General features: G+C 65.0%; 15 protein-coding genes. 11 read left to right on the forward strand and 4 right to left on the reverse strand.

The features are described 5' to 3' along the window. The first annotated feature begins 259 nt into the window (after window positions 1–259). The 5 genes from rpsB to ACFWFP_RS02540 all read left to right on the forward strand — a co-directional run bounded on the left by rpsB (window position 260) and on the right by ACFWFP_RS02540 (window position 4,556). Window positions 260–1,129 (forward strand): 30S ribosomal protein S2, encoded by an 870-nt coding sequence (gene rpsB, locus ACFWFP_RS02520; RefSeq protein WP_379292752.1) that lies wholly within the window; start codon window positions 260–262, stop codon window positions 1,127–1,129. Between the two features lie 108 nt (window positions 1,130–1,237). Further along, window positions 1,238–2,062: a translation elongation factor Ts gene (gene tsf / locus ACFWFP_RS02525; RefSeq protein ID WP_379292753.1), complete on the forward strand. Its 825-nt coding sequence runs from the start codon at window positions 1,238–1,240 to the stop codon at window positions 2,060–2,062. 168 nt (window positions 2,063–2,230) lie between these two features. Beyond that, window positions 2,231–2,959: a UMP kinase gene (gene pyrH / locus ACFWFP_RS02530; protein WP_378607015.1), complete on the forward strand. Its 729-nt coding sequence runs from the start codon at window positions 2,231–2,233 to the stop codon at window positions 2,957–2,959. A 49-nt stretch (window positions 2,960–3,008) separates the two neighbouring features. Then, window positions 3,009–3,566, forward strand: a complete 558-nt coding sequence (gene frr / locus ACFWFP_RS02535) for a ribosome recycling factor (protein WP_101468579.1) — start codon at window positions 3,009–3,011, stop codon at window positions 3,564–3,566. 111 nt (window positions 3,567–3,677) lie between these two features. Continuing rightward, window positions 3,678–4,556, forward strand: a complete 879-nt coding sequence (locus tag ACFWFP_RS02540) for a phosphatidate cytidylyltransferase (RefSeq protein ID WP_379293728.1) — start codon at window positions 3,678–3,680, stop codon at window positions 4,554–4,556. 11 nt (window positions 4,557–4,567) lie between these two features. Here the strand turns inward: ACFWFP_RS02540 and ACFWFP_RS02545 are convergent, their stop codons facing one another. Next, a complete protein-coding gene (locus tag ACFWFP_RS02545) occupies window positions 4,568–4,948 on the reverse strand; it encodes a lipopolysaccharide assembly LapA domain-containing protein (RefSeq protein ID WP_379292754.1) in 381 nt (126 codons plus the stop codon). A 101-nt stretch (window positions 4,949–5,049) separates the two neighbouring features. On the opposite strand from ACFWFP_RS02545, the gene rlmN reads away from it, so the two are divergent. Then, window positions 5,050–6,159, forward strand: a complete 1,110-nt coding sequence (gene rlmN / locus ACFWFP_RS02550; RefSeq protein WP_379292755.1) for a 23S rRNA (adenine(2503)-C(2))-methyltransferase RlmN — start codon at window positions 5,050–5,052, stop codon at window positions 6,157–6,159. A 280-nt stretch (window positions 6,160–6,439) separates the two neighbouring features. Here rlmN and ACFWFP_RS02555 read toward each other — a convergent pair whose 3' ends face one another. From ACFWFP_RS02555 to ACFWFP_RS02565, 3 genes are all read right to left on the reverse strand, one after another. Further along, complete coding sequence (locus tag ACFWFP_RS02555) at window positions 6,440–8,002, reverse strand: caspase family protein (RefSeq protein WP_379292756.1); 1,563 nt, start codon at window positions 8,000–8,002, stop codon at window positions 6,440–6,442. Continuing rightward, entirely contained in the window at window positions 7,999–8,364 is a 366-nt protein-coding gene (locus ACFWFP_RS02560) for a hypothetical protein (protein WP_379292757.1), read from the reverse strand. Before ACFWFP_RS02560 ends, ACFWFP_RS02555 begins: the two co-directional genes overlap by 4 nt. An 82-nt stretch (window positions 8,365–8,446) precedes the next feature. Next, window positions 8,447–9,814 (reverse strand): DUF4041 domain-containing protein, encoded by a 1,368-nt coding sequence (locus tag ACFWFP_RS02565; protein ID WP_379292758.1) that lies wholly within the window; start codon window positions 9,812–9,814, stop codon window positions 8,447–8,449. A gap of 195 nt (window positions 9,815–10,009) precedes the next feature. Between ACFWFP_RS02565 and ACFWFP_RS02570 the strand changes: the two genes are divergently transcribed. From ACFWFP_RS02570 to ACFWFP_RS02590, 5 genes are read left to right on the forward strand one after another with little or no spacing between them, the layout of a single operon-like run. After that, the gene (locus ACFWFP_RS02570) at window positions 10,010–10,381 is read left to right on the forward strand and encodes a hypothetical protein (RefSeq protein ID WP_379292760.1); all 372 of its coding nucleotides are present in this window, start codon (window positions 10,010–10,012) and stop codon (window positions 10,379–10,381) included. Continuing rightward, window positions 10,378–10,974 carry a hypothetical protein gene (locus ACFWFP_RS02575; RefSeq protein ID WP_379292761.1) on the forward strand — a complete coding sequence of 199 codons (597 nt, stop codon included), beginning with the start codon at window positions 10,378–10,380 and terminating at the stop codon, window positions 10,972–10,974. Before ACFWFP_RS02570 ends, ACFWFP_RS02575 begins: the two co-directional genes overlap by 4 nt. 35 nt (window positions 10,975–11,009) lie before the next feature. After that, entirely contained in the window at window positions 11,010–11,714 is a 705-nt protein-coding gene (locus ACFWFP_RS02580) for a protein phosphatase 2C domain-containing protein (protein WP_379292763.1), read from the forward strand. Between the two features lie 32 nt (window positions 11,715–11,746). Next, window positions 11,747–13,753 (forward strand): hypothetical protein, encoded by a 2,007-nt coding sequence (locus ACFWFP_RS02585; RefSeq protein WP_379292764.1) that lies wholly within the window; start codon window positions 11,747–11,749, stop codon window positions 13,751–13,753. Further along, window positions 13,754–16,549 (forward strand): AAA domain-containing protein, encoded by a 2,796-nt coding sequence (locus ACFWFP_RS02590; RefSeq protein ID WP_379292765.1) that lies wholly within the window; start codon window positions 13,754–13,756, stop codon window positions 16,547–16,549. The last annotated feature ends 51 nt before the right edge of the window (window positions 16,550–16,600 follow it).

Genomic DNA, 16,600 nt, shown 5'->3' on the forward strand with positions numbered 1-16,600 from the left:
AGCGGTTTGTGCTCAGCAGCCATTGCGTGTGCACAGCACGGACCGACTTCGCGCGCCACCCGTGCTCGTCCATCCGGTCGTCGCTCGCAACGCAGACGGTCCGCAAGGGCAGGTCAGCGCGAGTTCTTCAGCGGATGAACAGGGAAATCGTCGGCTGGTCCCGGATTCTTCGAATCGGGTCCGGCGGTTTCGGTGGCGCCAGGGCAGTCGATCGCCGATCGACTGCGACAACCGGCAACGAAAGAGAGATACGAAGGCTATGCCTGTCGTAACTATGAAGCAGCTGCTCGACAGCGGCGCGCACTTCGGCCACCAGACTCGTCGGTGGAACCCGAAGATGAAGCGGTTCATCTTCACCGACCGCAACGGCATCTACATCATCGACCTGCAGCAGACGCTGACCTTCATCGACAAGGCCTACGAGTTCGTCAAGGAGACTGTCGCCCACGGTGGCACCGTCCTCTTCGTCGGTACCAAGAAGCAGGCCCAGGAGTCGATCGCTTCCGAGGCGCTGCGCGTCGGAATGCCCTACGTCAACCAGCGCTGGCTGGGTGGCATGCTCACCAACTTCTCCACCGTGCACAAGCGCCTGCAGCGCCTCAAAGAACTCGAGGCGATGGAGCAGACCGGTGGCTTCGAGGGTCGCACCAAGAAGGAAATCCTCATGCTCACGCGTGAGATGACCAAGCTGGACCGCACCCTCGGCGGTATCCGTGACATGGCCAAGGTTCCCTCGGCCATCTGGATCGTCGATACCAACAAGGAGCACATCGCCGTCGGCGAGGCGCGCAAGCTGAACATCCCGGTCATCGCGATCCTGGATACCAACTGCGACCCCGACCTGGTCGACTACCCGATCCCGGGTAACGACGACGCGATCCGTTCCGCCGCACTGCTCACCAAGGTCGTCGCTTCCGCGGTGGCCGAGGGCGTGCAGGCCCGTGCGGGCCAGGCTTCCGGCGACGCGAAGCCCGAAGCCGGCGCAGGCGAGCCGCTGGCCGAGTGGGAGCAGGAGCTCCTGTCCTCGGCGACCCCGGCCGCTGAGGCCACCGAAGCCGTCGAGACCCCGGCTGAGGCCGAGGCCGAGGTCAAGGCCGACCCGGCACAGCACACCCCGGCCGACTTCTGAGCTGACCGGTAGCACTACGTTCACCTTGCCGGCCCTTCTGAATTCAGAAGCGGTCGGCAAGGTGGTGTTAACACCCAAGCACCCCACACACGAGGAGGCTCGCCCCCGATGGCGAACTACACCGCTGCTGATGTGAAGCGGCTCCGGGAGCTCACCGGCTCCGGCATGATGGACTGCAAGAACGCGCTGGCCGACTCCGACGGCGATTTCGACAAGGCCGTCGAGGTGCTGCGCATCAAGGGCGCCAAGGACGTCGGCAAGCGCGCCGAGCGCGCGACCGCCGAGGGCCTGGTCATCGCCAAGGACGGCGTCATGGTCGAGATCAACTGCGAGACCGACTTCGTCGCCAAGAACGCCGAGTTCCAGCAGCTGGCCGACGCCATCGTGACCGCGGCCGCCGCGGCCAAGCCGGCCGACCTGGACGCCCTCAAGGCGCTCAAGCTGACCGACGGCACCGTTGACGACGCCGTGCAGGCGCTGTCGGCCAAGATCGGCGAGAAGCTGGAACTGCGTCGCGTCGTGTCCTTCGACGGCTCTGTCGCGACCTACCTGCACAAGCGTGCTTCGGATCTGCCGCCCGCCGTCGGCGTGCTGGTGGAGTACGAAGGCACCGGCGACGCCGCTGCCGACGCCGCGCGTGCCGCAGGCATGCAGGTCGCCGCGCTCAAGGCCAAGTACCTGACCCGCGAGGAGGTGCCCGCCGATGTCGTCGACGCCGAGCGTCGCATCGCCGAGGAGACCGCGCGCGAAGAGGGCAAGCCCGAAGCCGCGCTGGCCAAGATCACCGAAGGCCGCGTCAACGGCTTCTTCAAGGATGTCGTGCTGCTCGAGCAGTCCGCCGTCACCGACTCCAAGAAGACCGTCAAGGCGCTTCTGGAAGAGGCGGGCGTGAACGTGAAGCGTTTCGCTCGTTTCGAGGTCGGCCAGGCCTGATCCGCCTGAACTTCACGAACAGCCTCTTCGGCGCGGTGTGATGCCGCGCCGGAGGGGCTTTCCTCATGGATCGACCGACCCCACTTCCGGGTGACCGCAACCTGATAGGGCAGGATGGATGCCGCCTGCTCGCCCCGCTCTCGACCTCGCCGAAGGAGACCGACACCCATGACCGACCCGGGTAACGACCGCCCTGGATACAACCGGGTGCTGCTCAAGCTGGGTGGGGAGATGTTCGGTGGTGGCGGAGTCGGCCTCGATCCCGATGTCGTGCAGACCGTGGCCGAGCAGATCGCCGAGATCGTCGAGACCGGCGTGCAGGTGGCCGTGGTGATCGGCGGCGGCAACTTTTTCCGCGGCGCCGAACTGGAGGAGCGCGGCATGGAGCGGGCGCGCTCCGACTACATGGGCATGCTCGGCACCGTGATGAACAGCCTGGCCCTCCAGGATTTCCTTCAGCAGCAGGGTGTGGACACCCGCGTGCAGACCGCCATCACGATGGGCCAGGTCGCCGAGCCCTACCTGCCGCTGCGCGCCAAGCGCCATCTAGAGAAGGGCCGCGTCGTGATCTTCGGCGCGGGAATGGGCATGCCCTACTTCTCCACCGACACCACCGCTGCCCAGCGCGCGCTGGAAATCGGCGCCGACGTGGTGCTGATGGCCAAAGCGGTCGACGGTGTGTTCGACGCCGATCCGCGCGTCGACCCGAATGCGAGCATGTTCACCGAGATCACCCACAAGGAAGTGATCGAAAAGGGCCTGAAGGTGGCCGATGCCACCGCTTTCAGTCTCTGCATGGACAACCAGATGCCGATGCTGGTGTTCAATCTGTTGATCAAGGGCAATATTGCCCGCGCGGTCGCCGGTGAACCCATCGGCACCCTGGTTCGGTCGTGACCCCGCACCCGCGGACGATGACGATGACGACGCTGTGGAGGATTCGGTCGTGATTGATGAAGCGCTCTTCGATGCCGAAGAGAAGATGGACAAGGCCGTCACGGTGGCGAAGGACGACCTGGGCAGCATCCGTACCGGTCGCGCCAACCCGGGCATGTTCACCCGTGTGCTGATCGAGTACTACGGCTCGCTCACCCCGATCACCCAGGTGTCGAGCATCACTGTGCCCGAGCCGCGCATGGTCGTGATCAAGCCCTACGAGCAGAGCTCGCTCGGCCTGATCGAGAACGCCATCCGCAACTCCGACCTGGGCGTGAACCCGACCAACAACGGCGACATCCTGCGTATCTCGGTGCCGCAGCTCACCGAGGAACGTCGCCGCGAGATGGTCAAGATGGCCAAGAGCAAGGGCGAGGACGCCAAGGTCTCGATTCGCAATGTCCGACGCAAGGCGATGGACGAACTCGGTCGCATCCAGAAGGATGGCGAGGCGGGTGAGGATGAGGTCGGGCGCGCCGAGAAGGAGCTCGACAAGACCACCGCCAAGTACGTGGCCCAGGTCGACGAGCTGGTCAAGCACAAGGAAGCCGAACTGCTCGAGGTCTGAGCGCCAGATCTCGCCAGTCCCGCTCGTGCGGGGGATGAACGGAACGACGAGTTGAGCGACGGGACAATCGTGGCCGAAGACGCCGCCGCCACCGGGGCGGCACCGGATCCCATGCCGGACAAGGTCGAGGAGACCGCAGCCCAGCCGCAGGACGAGCAGCCGCCCGCCCCGACCTCACGGGCCGGGCGCAATCTGCCCGCGGCACTGGCCGTGGGGCTGACGCTCGGGCTGTCGTTGATCGCGATCCTGCTGTTCGTCCCGAAGGTGTTCATCGCGGTCGCGGGCATCGGCGTCGGCGTGGCGACCTGGGAGGTCACCAAGCGGCTGCGCGAAGCCGATGTGCTGGTGCCGCGGATTCCGCTGCTGGTGGGCGGTCAGGCGGTGTTCTGGCTGGGCTGGCCGTGGGGGGCCGGCGGGGTGCTCGGCGCGTTCGCCGCCACCGCGCTGGTGTGCATGGTGTGGCGTCTGTTCGACCACGGCCTCAGTACCGCGCCGAAGAACTTCCTGCGTGACACCGCGATCGCGGTGTTCACCCTCGCCTGGATTCCGCTGCTGGCCTCGTTCTCGACGCTGCTGCTGCTCGAACCCGACGGCAATCTCCGGGTGCTCACCTTCATGATCCTGGTGGTGTGCTCCGATGTCGGCGGCTACGTCGCCGGTGTGCTGTTCGGCAGACATCCGATGGTGCCCGCGATCAGCCCGAAGAAGTCGTGGGAGGGGTTCTGCGGGTCACTGGTGTTCAGCGTGATCGGCGGACTGCTGACTGTCACGCTGCTGCTCGAGGCGAACTCGATGATCGGCGTGGTGCTCGGTGTCGGCCTGGTGGCCGTGGCGACGATCGGTGACCTGATCGAGTCGCAGATCAAGCGGGAACTCGGCATCAAGGACATGGGGACGCTGCTGCCGGGGCACGGTGGAATCATGGATCGCCTGGACTCGATGCTGCCCTCGGCGTTCGTCTCCTGGCTGGTGCTCAGCGCGCTGATCTGATCGGCTCGGCGTCAGGACGATTTCTTGGCGGCGCGCCGCAGTTGCAGGATGCGCACCCCGCCGACCAGACCCATCACCAGCGCGCCCGCGATCACCGAGAGCAACACGGTGATGCCGAGCGGCAGTTCGAAATCCCAGAACAGCAGGTCGGTGCGGACCTTGTCGAGATTCTGGATGATGAAGATCAGCAGCACGATGCCGAGCAGGGCGGCGGCCAGCAGCGCGATCCAGGTGTAGCCGGTGCGAGATCCGTGCACGGCGTCGCGCGGGACGTGGACGGGCTGGGCCGCAGGTTGCGCCGGTTCGGCGGGCTTGCTGTGCTTGCCGGTGTGCTCGGTCGGCGGCGGGTCGTGCTCGGCCGGTGACGCACCGGATTCCGCGGGTGTACTCATGGTTCGATCATGGCTGACTGCTATGGCTCACGCACGCATCTTCTCGGTAACGTCGCCCGGCGTGGCGGGTCCGACGTGGCGTTTGGGACAATGGTGAAACTATGGCCATCTCCCTGCCCCTTGTGTTCGATGCCCCGCGCCGCGGCATGCCGCCGCGCCACCTCGCCGATCTCGATTCGGATGAACGCAAGGCCGCGGTACAGGAGCTGGGATTGCCGAAGTTCCGGGCCGACCAGTTGGCCCGTCAGTACTACGGCCGCCTGCAGTCCGATCCGGCGCTGATGACCGACCTGCCCGCCGATGTGCGCGCGAAGGTCGGCGAGACGCTGTTCCCGCCGTTGCTGTCGGTGGTGCGCAACATCGCCTGCGACGAGGGCGACACCCGCAAGACGCTGTGGAAGGCGCACGACGGGACGCTGCTGGAGAGCGTGCTCATGCGCTACCCGGACCGCAATACGCTGTGTATCTCCAGCCAGGCCGGGTGCGGGATGGCGTGTCCGTTCTGCGCGACCGGGCAGGCGGGGCTCACCCGCAACCTGTCGACCGCGGAGATCGTCGACCAGGTGCGTGCCGCCGCGGCGTCCCTGCGTGACGGCGAGGTGCACGGCGGTCCCGGCCGACTGTCCAACATCGTGTTCATGGGGATGGGCGAACCACTTGCGAATTTTGGGCGGGTTTTGAAGGCCGTTCGGCGGATCACGTCGCCGTCGCCGGATGGTCTCGGGATTTCGCAGCGGTCGGTTACGGTCTCGACGGTTGGTCTAGCTCCGGCGATCCGCAAGCTCGCGGATGAGGATCTGTCGGTGAGGTTGGCGGTGTCGCTGCATACTCCGGACGACGAACTGCGTGACACTTTGGTTCCGGTGAATAATCGATGGTCGGTGGCCGAAGTTCTCGATGCGGCACGCTACTACGCGGATAAGTCGGGTCGTCGAGTGTCGATCGAGTACGCGTTGATCCGGGACGTCAACGACCAGGGGTGGCGCGCGGACATGTTGGGCAAGAAGCTGCGCAAGGCGCTGGGGCCGTTGGTGCATGTGAATCTGATTCCGTTAAACCCGACCCCGGGCAGCGAGTGGGACGCGAGCCCGAAACCTGTGCAGGACGAGTTCGTGCGTCGTGTCCAGGCGCAGGGCGTTACCTGCACCGTGCGCGACACTCGCGGGCAGGAGATCGCCGCAGCCTGCGGTCAGCTGGCAGCCGAGGGCTGAGCTCGCTCATCGGTTATATCCAGCCTGGCAACTTTCCCTACACGGAAGCTTCTCTGCACTATTCAGGTCGACCGGAGAAGTTCAATCAAGCAACCGACGTTCCGGGTGGAGAGCACATCGACCTGCTCACATGGGCAATCGTCCAGCCTCTCAGGTTCCCTGGACCAGGCTCGCCAGCAATACCGCGACGGTCCGAGCATCGCCGCCCTGGCACGTCAGCTGAACTATGCACCGCCGGTATCGGCATCTTGGCGCGTGCCGATGTCGAGATGTGAGGTCATCAGGCCCAGAGCGTAATGGGGTTCTGCCGTCGGGGAACGGTCTTGTCGACGAGTTCGGCGAGAATGTCCGGGTCGTCGACCAGTTGACCCTGGATCCCGTAACGGTCACCGAAAGGCCCGATGAAGTCGTGGATCCGAATCACCGCGCGGGTGATTCCCGCATGGGCGACTACCGCGAAGTCGACGCCGTGCCAGTTCGCTGGTCTGAATTTCCAGAAGACCCGTGCGGAGCCGAGTAACTCATCGTCGGACATGCCGTGGTAGTAGCCGCTGCCGGTGCGGGTGTGCACACCTCCGCCCCAGGGAGTTTCGTCCCAGGTAGCCGGGCGGTTGGCCCATTTCCCCAGTGTTATGAGCATCAGTCGACGGGTCGTCGGCAACGAGTACTGCGATGCCTCATCGTCGGTCCGCATGTGCGGGTCGACCGGCAAGTCTTTTCGCAGCACCACTTTTCGCAGCTTCTCGCCATTGCGCTGTGGCGAGGTATGGCCCGCTGCATGCCACCATCGGGCGGCTTCGGCCTCGCGCCCGCTGAGCCGAAGCCGGATCGCGAGGTTGTGCATGGCGTTGGTGTCGCCGGTTTCGGCGGCACGCTGATACCAGTATTTGCCGTCTTCGAATCTGCGCTGGATTTCGCTGACCACCGCGACGTTGTACATCGCACCGGGATTCCCAGCCTCAGCGGCGAGGCGCCACCACTGTTCGGCGTGCTCGAGATCTTTCGCGCGGTGGAATCGTTGCGCCAGCTCGATCATTGAGTCGACGTCGCCTTGCTGTGCGGCGTCGAGGACCGCTAGTGCGTCGACATCGACGGGATCAGCGACTGCAGGTGCTGCCGGCGTGGTAGGTGGAGCGAACAGTCTCAGCGCGTGCGCCGAATTGTGAACTCGGCATTGTGGTTCCGGCTGGCTACGGCCCCTCAGTATCTTGGCCGTGCTGGCGTAGAGCTGATCGAGGGTGAGATCGGTGTCCGTCGCGGCGGCCAGCAGGGCCGCGGTGAACGCGGTGTGGCGGCCGTCTGTCGGTGCCAATGAGGGTTTGTTCTTGGGGGACGAGGTGAGCACGTACGTACCCTCGATGTTTTGGGTCTCGAACGTGACGAGGTCGGCGGACGTGCTCATGGTTTCGATGGCGTTGCCGGAGAAGCAACAATCCAGAATGACGATACGCGCCTGCGCGCGGCTCTTGCTGATGTGGCGTTTGACGACGCCGAACGGCACCGAACTCAGTTCGATCTGGTCGGGGTCACTGTCGGGCAAAACCAGATGCAGGTTTCCCGCTTGATCCAGCTTTCCGTGCCCGGAGAAATAGAACAGTAGAACATCTTCGGCCTCGGCCGCTGCCTGGGTGATCGCGGTTCCGACTTGTCCGGGCATGCTCGGGTTGTGCAGGACGGTGCAGTGTTGCTCGGCTACCGCGCCACCGGATGGCGAGGTCAGGCGTTCGGCGAGGTCGTTGATGTTGTTGGCGACGGCGGGCAGATCATGGAAGTCGGGGTGTGAGAAGCGGCTCGCCCCGATCAATACCGTGCGCCACCCGTTGCGGTCCGCGGCACCGGTCACTGCTCGGTCCGGTGGTCGAGGAGCTGGCGCAGGAGTTTCTCGACGTCGGTTCCCGCCCCGACACCCTTCGCGTCAATCGTCATCTCGCCGTCGCCGCGGGTGAACGTCAGTTTGATGTCGGACTGTCGGACGGTGAACCACGTCGACAACGAACTCGCCAGCGCGGTGAGGGTGCCACCCGTGCCGACGGCGACGACGAGGACTTCGGCGAGCCCGCCCATCTCGCCATCGCGAATAGGGCTGTCCACCAATGTCACCCGACCACGCAACGCCCGGTCGTCGTTGAACCACTCGTGCAGGTCGAACAGATCGTCGGCACCGCCGCTGGTGTGGAGCGTGAACTCGCTCTGCGTATCAACCACCGCACCATATTGCCACGGGCGCGACGACGTCGAAACCTGATCGGTGCACTGATTATGTTGCCGCCCAGCAACTTCCGTGTCATCAGCGCGATCGGGCGGCTCGGCTCTGGTGGTACTCCACAGCTTTGGCCAGGTCATCGAAACTGCCGACCTGGCCCACCACCGCCTGAAGATGTTCACGCACCTCGGTAGGAGTGGCGTAGAAGAACTCGCGGCGCTGGTTAACGAGGTTCACCCGCCGGTCGGCGAGTCGCTGATGCAACTGGTCTCTGATGCCGACCGCGTCCTTGTCGTAGAACATCGTGTGCATGTCGTACTTGAACGGTACCGAGGTGTTGCCGAGTTCGCGGATCCGGTCCTCCGGGTCGAACCGCCGGGTGAGGCCGATCATTACCATGTCCTTGAACGCCCCGATATTCGATAGCACGTAGACGAATCCGGCCCGGTAGTTGTCGGCACGATCCTGGATCGTCGCGATGTCGCTCTCGAGCTTCGCCAACAGACCGCGTAGCTGATCGGCGTCGGCGGACCGTGCCTTGCCGATCGCCTCCAGCGCGGCGAGGGATTCACGGCAGCGCCGTTGCTCCTTCTCCAATCGTTCCCGCTCCCTGGACAATTCAGTGTGCGCTCGCCGTTCCTCGCGCAGCCGATCGCGTTCCTCGCGCTCGTGCTCCTTCTGCCGCGCGAGAAACTCCAGGTAGTCGGCCGTCATCTCGAGTTCGCGGCAGCGCAGCGTGTGGTAATGGACGGACACCCGCAGCTGCATGGTCTTGCCGAGGCGTTCGATCGTGGTGGCGATCTTGTTCAGTCGAGTCAGCGCGCTGGTCAACTTGTACGGCTTGAGACTGCGGACGAGGTTGTCCGCTTCGGCGTTGTATGCCCGCAACATCAACTTCGAGTACTCGCGGACCATCTTCCGCCCCTCGGTGACCGAACCGTTGACGGTCCACGTGGTCGATGCCTCGATCGCACCACCGTCGCGGCGCGCCATCGCCTTGATCTCGCCTTGCAACAGCTCCAGCGCCGTGCGGTAGGCCATCGAGTCCGAGAGCGGATGGCGGTACTCGTAGATCCCGATCTCCTGCAGCACCTGCTCGTCGCGGGTGCTGATCACTTCAGCGCGCAGGGCGTCCAGCATGGCCTGATCGTCGGTTACTTGAGTGGCGAGCTGGTCGCGCAGCTGCTGCAGTTGCGCTGTTTCGAGCCCTCCCAGCGCCGTCAATTGTGCTCGGAGCCATTGATTCTCGGCTATCGCGTCGGTGAGTTCGGCGGACTTGCGCTTCGCCAGCGCGCGTGCGCCGAACAACGGCACTTTCGCGGTCGATGCGCCCGGGTTCGGCGCGGCAGGTGCGGCGGCCATCCTGTTGTCGGTCCATTCGATGCCGTTCCAGTACCTGAGGTGGTCGGCGTCGGAGGGGTCCCGGTACCAGTTCGGTGGTGTGTTGCTCATCGCATTTCCCCCTGGCTTTGTCGGCTCCTTCGAGGATGCCAGAACGAGCCTTGGTGGTCGACGGGTTGTCCTCGGCTCGGACGACGAGGCGCGGCCCCCGGGGGCGAGCTGTCGGCCCGATGGAACAGTAAGGGCTACAATCTCTTTCGAGTCCGAGATGCGTGCCGGGGATGGCGCTATTGGTGATCTGTGTTCATGGAATGGGGAATCGTGTACTCAGCGGAGATCAACCGTAGGCAGCCGGCGTTGTTGATGTTGCTGGTAGATCAGTCGTTCTCGATGTCGGAGCCCGCGGGGCAGGGGCAGGGCACGAAGGCTGATGTGCTGGCGCTGGCGGTGAACAACTTGCTCGGCAACGCCGTGCTGCTGTGCAGTCGCGGCGGCGAGCGGATCTACAACTACTTCGAGGTCGGGGTGGTGGGGTACGGCGCGAAGATCGGGCCGATCCTGCATGGCGCCGATGCCGACCGGCGGGTGTTGCCGGTCTCCGAACTCGCTGAGAATCCGCGCCGGGTCGATGCGGTGACCCGCCGAGTGCCGATGGTGCGGGCGGCGTCGTCGCGGTGAACCAGCAGATGCCGGTGTGGGTGGATCCGCTGTCGGATGGCGCTACCCCCATGGTGTCGGCACTGACCTACGCCGAACCGGTGATCGCGTCGTGGTGCGCGGAGCATCCGTCGAGTTTCCCGCCGATCGTGATCAATGTGACCGACGGGGCCAGTACCGATGGTGACCCGCGCGACGCGGCCGACCGAATCCGCGCCCTGTCCACCGACGACGGTGCGGCCCTCGTGTTCAACCTCCATTTGTCGGCCTTCGGTGGGCAGTCGGTGACCTTCCCGGACACTGCGGCGGGTTTGAGCGACCCGAACGCGCAGCGACTGTTCGAGGCTTCGAGCATTCTGCCGCCGTCGATGCTGGAAGCGTCCGCGTCACTCGGGTATTCGGTGAACGCGGGCTCGCGCGGGTTCCTCTACAACGCCGACGTCACGATGGTGATCGACTTCCTCGACATCGGTACTCGCGCGGTCACTCCGACCGGGCTGAAGGAGCTCATGAGCCCGGCCGCCGATGACCTGGTTTCGGATGACGGTGACGATGCGGCCGATGACGGCCAAGACGGGAGTACGCGCGCACACGGCGACGCCCCGACCTGGTAACCGCCCCGGAACACGTTCGGGCACAGGGGGATACGATGACAAATACTCCAGCGGCGCGCCTGGCCACCCGGCACAAGGAAGGACGCGACCCGGACGAGAACGATGATCGCGCGATCGGTGGCACCGGGTCGCGCTTCGCGCTCGCCGACGGCGCGTCGACCACCGCTCGTGCCGAGGAGTGGGCGGAGCTGCTGGTAGCCGCCTACGCGATCGATGGCGTGGACATTCTAGAACTCGCCGTGCTGGATGCGCTCAGGTCGCACTGGCGGGAACGGGTCGACACGGCAGGGCTTCCCTGGTACGCCCAAGAGAAGCTGCGGCGCGGCGGCGCGGCGACATTTGTCGGGGTGGATATCGATGTGGCGCGGCAGCGGTACCGAGCGATCGGGATCGGCGACGCGTGTTTGCTGCACCTGCGTGACGGAGAGCTGATCACAGCGGGTCCGCTGGATCATCCGCGCCAGTTCGGTCGCACCCCGGCCCTGATCACCACCCATTCCGGGGATGTCTCCCATCGGGCGGCGCTCTGGGAACACGGCGATGACTACGCGGGTGGTGATCACCTCGTGCTCGCCTCCGATGGTCTGGCGAAGTACCTGCTGGAACAGAAACGCGGTGGTGCGCTCATCGACGTGAGCATGATCCCCGGTGACGACGACGAGTTCCGGACGTGGGTGGAGCACGCGCGCCGCGCCGGCATGGACAACGACGACACGACGATCTGCGCGGTGCGACTATGAGATTGCCGAGCCTGCTGAATTACCAAAGTGCGGTGGCCAATCCACCGATCGCTTTCCGCCATGTCGACCTGCTTCGAACCGGTGAGCCCGTGCGCAACGCGCAGGGCATGCCGTCAGTCGCCTCGGGCGGGTTCGCGGCGACGTTCGCCATCGACAGCGCTTCGAAACAGCGCTTCGCGGTGCGCTGTTTCCACAAGCAAGGCCATGATGAGCGCCGACTGCGCGAACGCTACGAGCACATTTACCGGTTCGTCGTCGGCCATCCGAATCTGACGTTCCTGATCGATGCGGTGTACCAACCCGACGGGATCATGGTGAACGGCACGGGTTTTCCGACCGTGCGCATGCGATGGTCGACCGGTGAGATGCTCGGCGTGTGGGTGGAGGACTGGATCGAGGGCGACCAGGATCCGGTCGCAATCGAGACGGTGCGGGTCGCGATCGCGGACGCGGTCGTCGCGTTGCGCGCCGCGGGCGCCGCGCACGGCGATCTCCAGCACGGGAACATCCTCGTCGGCCGGGAACTTTCGATCACCCTGATCGACTACGACGGCATGTTTGTCGATACGTTCGCCGGTACCGGGTTGCCGGCAATCGAACAAGGTCACCGCAACTATCAGCATCCCGGTCGCGGTGGCCGTTTCGACAGTGGCATCGACACTTTCGCGGCCGCGGTTATCGATGTCTCACTGCGGGCGCTACGGCACCAGCCATCGCTGTGGGACGACTTCGGCGGTACCGGCGAGAACCTGATCTTCACCGCACGGGACTTCGTCGACCCGGAGAACTCGCCGTTGTTCGCCGCGCTCGCCCGCATCAGCGGAGTCGCCGACGCTGCCGCTGCGTTGAAGCGGGCCTGCCGAACCGACTACGACTACGTCGAAACCGTCTTGGCGGGGACCGGGGCGGGCGCACCGGCTGCGGGCGGTTTCGAACTGACGCTCGGTCAGTTCGTCGCAGGCAGCGAACGTGACGAGCTGCTGAACCGTGCGGGTGAGACCATCACCGTCTACGGGAAAATCCAGTTTGGCATTGTCAACAAGGGATTCCAGGGCCGCGATGTGGCCTTGATCAACCTCGGTGACTACCGGCGGGGCGATTTCACCATCGTCGCCCACGACAGCGTCGCACGTCAGCTCTTCGACAAGTACGGCAGCCACAGCACGCATGGAAAACGCCTCCTGCCGAAGCTGAAAGACTGGCAGATCGCGATCACCGGCACCGTCGTGACCTATGTGAACAAGGGCGTGCCTGTCCCGCAGATCGAACTCGTGCGGGTCGGCCTGCTACGCAATCTCACCGATCAACAGATCGCCGCGCTGAAATCCCCGCCACCCGCTGTCGCACCAGCACCACCCAGGCCTACCAGGGCTCCGAAGAGCGCGGGCGCGCCGCCGATTCCGTCATCGACGCGAGCTGCGGCGGTTGTGCCGCCCACAGATCGTTCAGCGGCACAGGCGCGCAGACAGGCCGAGCTGAGCAGGTTGTACGAAAGCCCTGCCATGAGGGTGCGTCCCCCGGCGGCTCCGGTGCGAACGAGCTCGCCGTCCCCTGCCCCGCCGAGTACCCCTACACCGGACACAGCACCCCAGCAGCCGCGGACATCGCGGTCCGCGCGCCCGGCGCCTACCAATTCGGCCGTACGATCGGCGCCTCCCAACCAGGCCGCGCGCCCATCGCCTGCTGATCCGGCAGCACGCCCGGCACCTCCCAATCCTGCCACCCGGCCGACGTCTCCCAGCCCCGCTACCCGGTCGGTGCCTGGCACCCCTGCCGCACGCCCATCGCAGGCTATCCCGGCAGCACGGTCGACATCCGCAACTACGGCCGAATCGTGGTGGGCCCCGCATCTCCCTCCGTCATCGCACCGTCCGGCCGCTCCGCCGCCCCCTCCTCGGCCACCACAGCCACCCCCACCCGTCACATGGCACCCACCGGTGAACCGCCCGGGACACCAGCGGTCGTCGGTGCGTTGGGACTGGATGGTGTTCGGGCTCGCGATCCTGGGTTTGCTGACCCTGATGATCCTGGTGGTCTAGGTGACGATCAACGCACGTGAATACGCCGTGGTCGTCCGCGAACGGGACGGTAGTTCCGTCGAGAACAAAACCGCCGAGATAGCGGGCTATCAGATCGACGGTCGGCTGATCCACATCAGCTACGCACGCGGCGGCACCTATCGCTACGGCCGTGACCGGGTCTACCTCGCGAACCACCCACGACAACTACCACCGGACCAGGGGACCGAGATCCTCGCCGACGGTGTGCTGTGTGACAGTTCCGGCGGCGCTTACCTTTTCGACACTCCCGATGGTGGCTGGTGGCACATCTTCGCCCGGGACGGGACCTGGCATGCGCGCCCCGCGAGCGAGGTCGAGATCGTTCGCAACGGCGCCGCGATTGCCGAATCTGCTGCGGTACTGCGGTATTGGCGCGAACTCGCGGGTCTACTGCCGGAGACGGGCCATCTCCTGCGGGAGGGGCTCGACCACCTCACCTTCCTTCACCCTGACAGCGTGCTGCATAGGTTTCTCACCGGCGCACGCCTGGAACAGCGCGACGACGCGCCCGATCCGCGAATCTACCCGTTTCACACCAATCCGAGTCAGCGCAAGGCGATCGACAACGCGCTGCGATTTCCGATCTCGGCGGTGGACGGCCCGCCCGGCACCGGCAAGACACAGACCATCCTCAACCTGATCGCCAACATCTTGCTCGATGAGTCCAAGACCGTGGCGGTCGTGTCCTCGAACAACGCCGCGGTCGAGAACGTGCGCGACAAGCTCATCGACGTCCAAATCGGCTATGTGGTAGCCGATTTGGGCCGGTCGGAGAAGCGGCGGGAGTTTCTCGGCAGAGGTACCCAGGACAACCGGAACAGGCTTGTCGCGCACCTTGTCGCGACCGAAAGGGGCGAGATCGGCTCGGCCGAGGAGATCGCCACCCTGGATCGGCGGTTACGCCTGCTCCAAACCACGCAGGGCGAACTCGCCCAACGGCGATCCGAGCGCGACGGTTACCTGCTCGAACGCGAACACTTCATGACCCACTTCGATCGGCAGTCGCTGCCGGACGAGCGGTTGTTGCCGGTGCTGCGCTGGCCCGCGGACAAGATCCTGGACTACATCGCCGACACCGATCCCGGCCTGGCCCAGCCGGGCGTGCTACCCGAGGCCGTCGACCGGATCATCCACTGGATCAGATACCGGTCGATGCGAGCGGTCGACGCCAGCGACGTCGAGGTCGTCTTGCGGCTGCAACGACTGTACTTCGACAAGAGGATCGCCGATCTCGATGCCGAGATCGGCCGGCTCACCAGCACGTTGAGCTCCGCGAAGTTCGACGAGCTGACCGATCGACACCGCGAGCGCTCGCTGCGGTGGCTCACCGACCGCTTGCGTGACCGCTACGCCCAGCACCGGCCGGGTATCTACGGCCACAACTACCTGCGCGAGTGGCAGCGGTTCAGCCGCGACTATCCGGTGATCCTCAGCACGTGTCATTCACTACAGCGCAGCATCGGGCGCGGCCGGATGCTCGACTACCTCATCATCGACGAATCCTCGCAGGTGAATCTGCTGGAGGCCGCGAACGTGCTCGCGTGCTGCAAGAACGTGATCGTCGTGGGGGATGTGAAACAGCTGGCCCACATTCCGGGTCTCGAGTCGAAGGATTGCCCGCCCCCACCGCGCCCTGTGTACGACTTCCACCGGCACAGCATCTTGTCCGCGTTGATCGAGCTGTACGGTGCCGCGCTGCCGCGCACCATGCTGCGTGAGCACTATCGATGCGCTCCCGACATCATCGGATTCTGCAACAGCAAGTTCTACGACGACGAACTGATCACCTTCACCACCAGCACCCCCGGCTGGGAATCGATGATCGTCGCGCGGACCGTCGAAGGCAATCACATGCGTCGTCACAGGGAGAGCCGGTCCAACCAGCGAGAGATCGACGTGATCGAACGCGAGATCCTCCCGACGTACTGTGCCGGCTTCGCGGCGACGGACATCGGCGTCACCACGCCCTACCGCAAGCAGGTCAGCAAGGTCACAGACGCGCTCCTCGGTGCTGTCGAAGCCGACACGATCCATCGATTCCAAGGTCGGGAGAAGGACGTGATCGTGATGACCACGGTCCTCGACGAGACATCGGACCCCGAGGAGAAGGGCGGGCTCGGGTTCCTCGACGACCCACTGATGATCAATGTCGCCGTCTCGCGGGCGAAGAAGCGGTTCGTGCTCGTCACCAACCACGACATGCTGCCGCGCAGCAGCAATCTTCGCGACCTCATCGGCTACATCGGCTACCGGAATCCGGGCAGCACCGTTTTCGACAGCTCGATCGTGTCGGTATTCGACCTGCTCTACCGCGACTACTCCGCGCGACTGCGACCGCTTATGTCCCGAATCCGGCGACGTTCCCGATTCCTGTCGCAGGACATCGTCGCCACCGTGCTGGAAGAGGTTGTGCAGGAGCAGAAGTACCTTGGCCTCGGCATCCGGGCCGAGGTACTGGTTCGAAACCTACTGCCCGACACAACCGAGCTGACCGTGGCTGAGGCACGATTCGTGAACAATCGCGCGAGCTTCGACTTCGTCGTATTCAACCGTGTCACCCGTCGATGGGTCTGCGCGGTCGAGGTCGACGGATACGAATACCACGAGAACAACCCGGACCAGCTGGCCCGCGACGCGCTGAAGAACAAGGTCTGCGTCAAGTACCGCATCCCACTGCTGCGCCTACCCACCACCGGAAGCGCCGAGATACCTCGCATTCGAGCCGCTCTCGACAGGGTGCTCACGCCCGGGTTCAACATTGGCGGGTTGCTATGATGCCAGATTGTGCGTTGGAACTGTTGATTGGTCTAACCGCACATACGGACA

The organism is Nocardia sp. NPDC060249 (assembly GCF_042728755.1).
Taxonomy (GTDB): Bacteria; Actinomycetota; Actinomycetes; order Mycobacteriales; family Mycobacteriaceae; genus Nocardia.

What these genes read in the sequence shown, in the direction of transcription:
- rpsB (WP_379292752.1), top strand. Translation starts at nt 260, where the DNA reads ATGCCTGTCGTAACTATGAAGCAGCTGCTCGACAGCGGCGCGCACTTC.
- tsf (WP_379292753.1), top strand. Translation starts at nt 1,238, where the DNA reads ATGGCGAACTACACCGCTGCTGATGTGAAGCGGCTCCGGGAGCTCACC.
- pyrH (WP_378607015.1), top strand. Translation starts at nt 2,231, where the DNA reads ATGACCGACCCGGGTAACGACCGCCCTGGATACAACCGGGTGCTGCTC.
- ACFWFP_RS02540 (WP_379293728.1), top strand. Translation starts at nt 3,678, where the DNA reads ATGCCGGACAAGGTCGAGGAGACCGCAGCCCAGCCGCAGGACGAGCAG.
- ACFWFP_RS02545 (WP_379292754.1), bottom strand. Translation starts at nt 4,948, where the DNA reads ATGAGTACACCCGCGGAATCCGGTGCGTCACCGGCCGAGCACGACCCG.
- rlmN (WP_379292755.1), top strand. Translation starts at nt 5,050, where the DNA reads ATGGCCATCTCCCTGCCCCTTGTGTTCGATGCCCCGCGCCGCGGCATG.
- ACFWFP_RS02565 (WP_379292758.1), bottom strand. Translation starts at nt 9,814, where the DNA reads ATGAGCAACACACCACCGAACTGGTACCGGGACCCCTCCGACGCCGAC.
- ACFWFP_RS02570 (WP_379292760.1), top strand. Translation starts at nt 10,010, where the DNA reads ATGGAATGGGGAATCGTGTACTCAGCGGAGATCAACCGTAGGCAGCCG.
- ACFWFP_RS02580 (WP_379292763.1), top strand. Translation starts at nt 11,010, where the DNA reads ATGACAAATACTCCAGCGGCGCGCCTGGCCACCCGGCACAAGGAAGGA.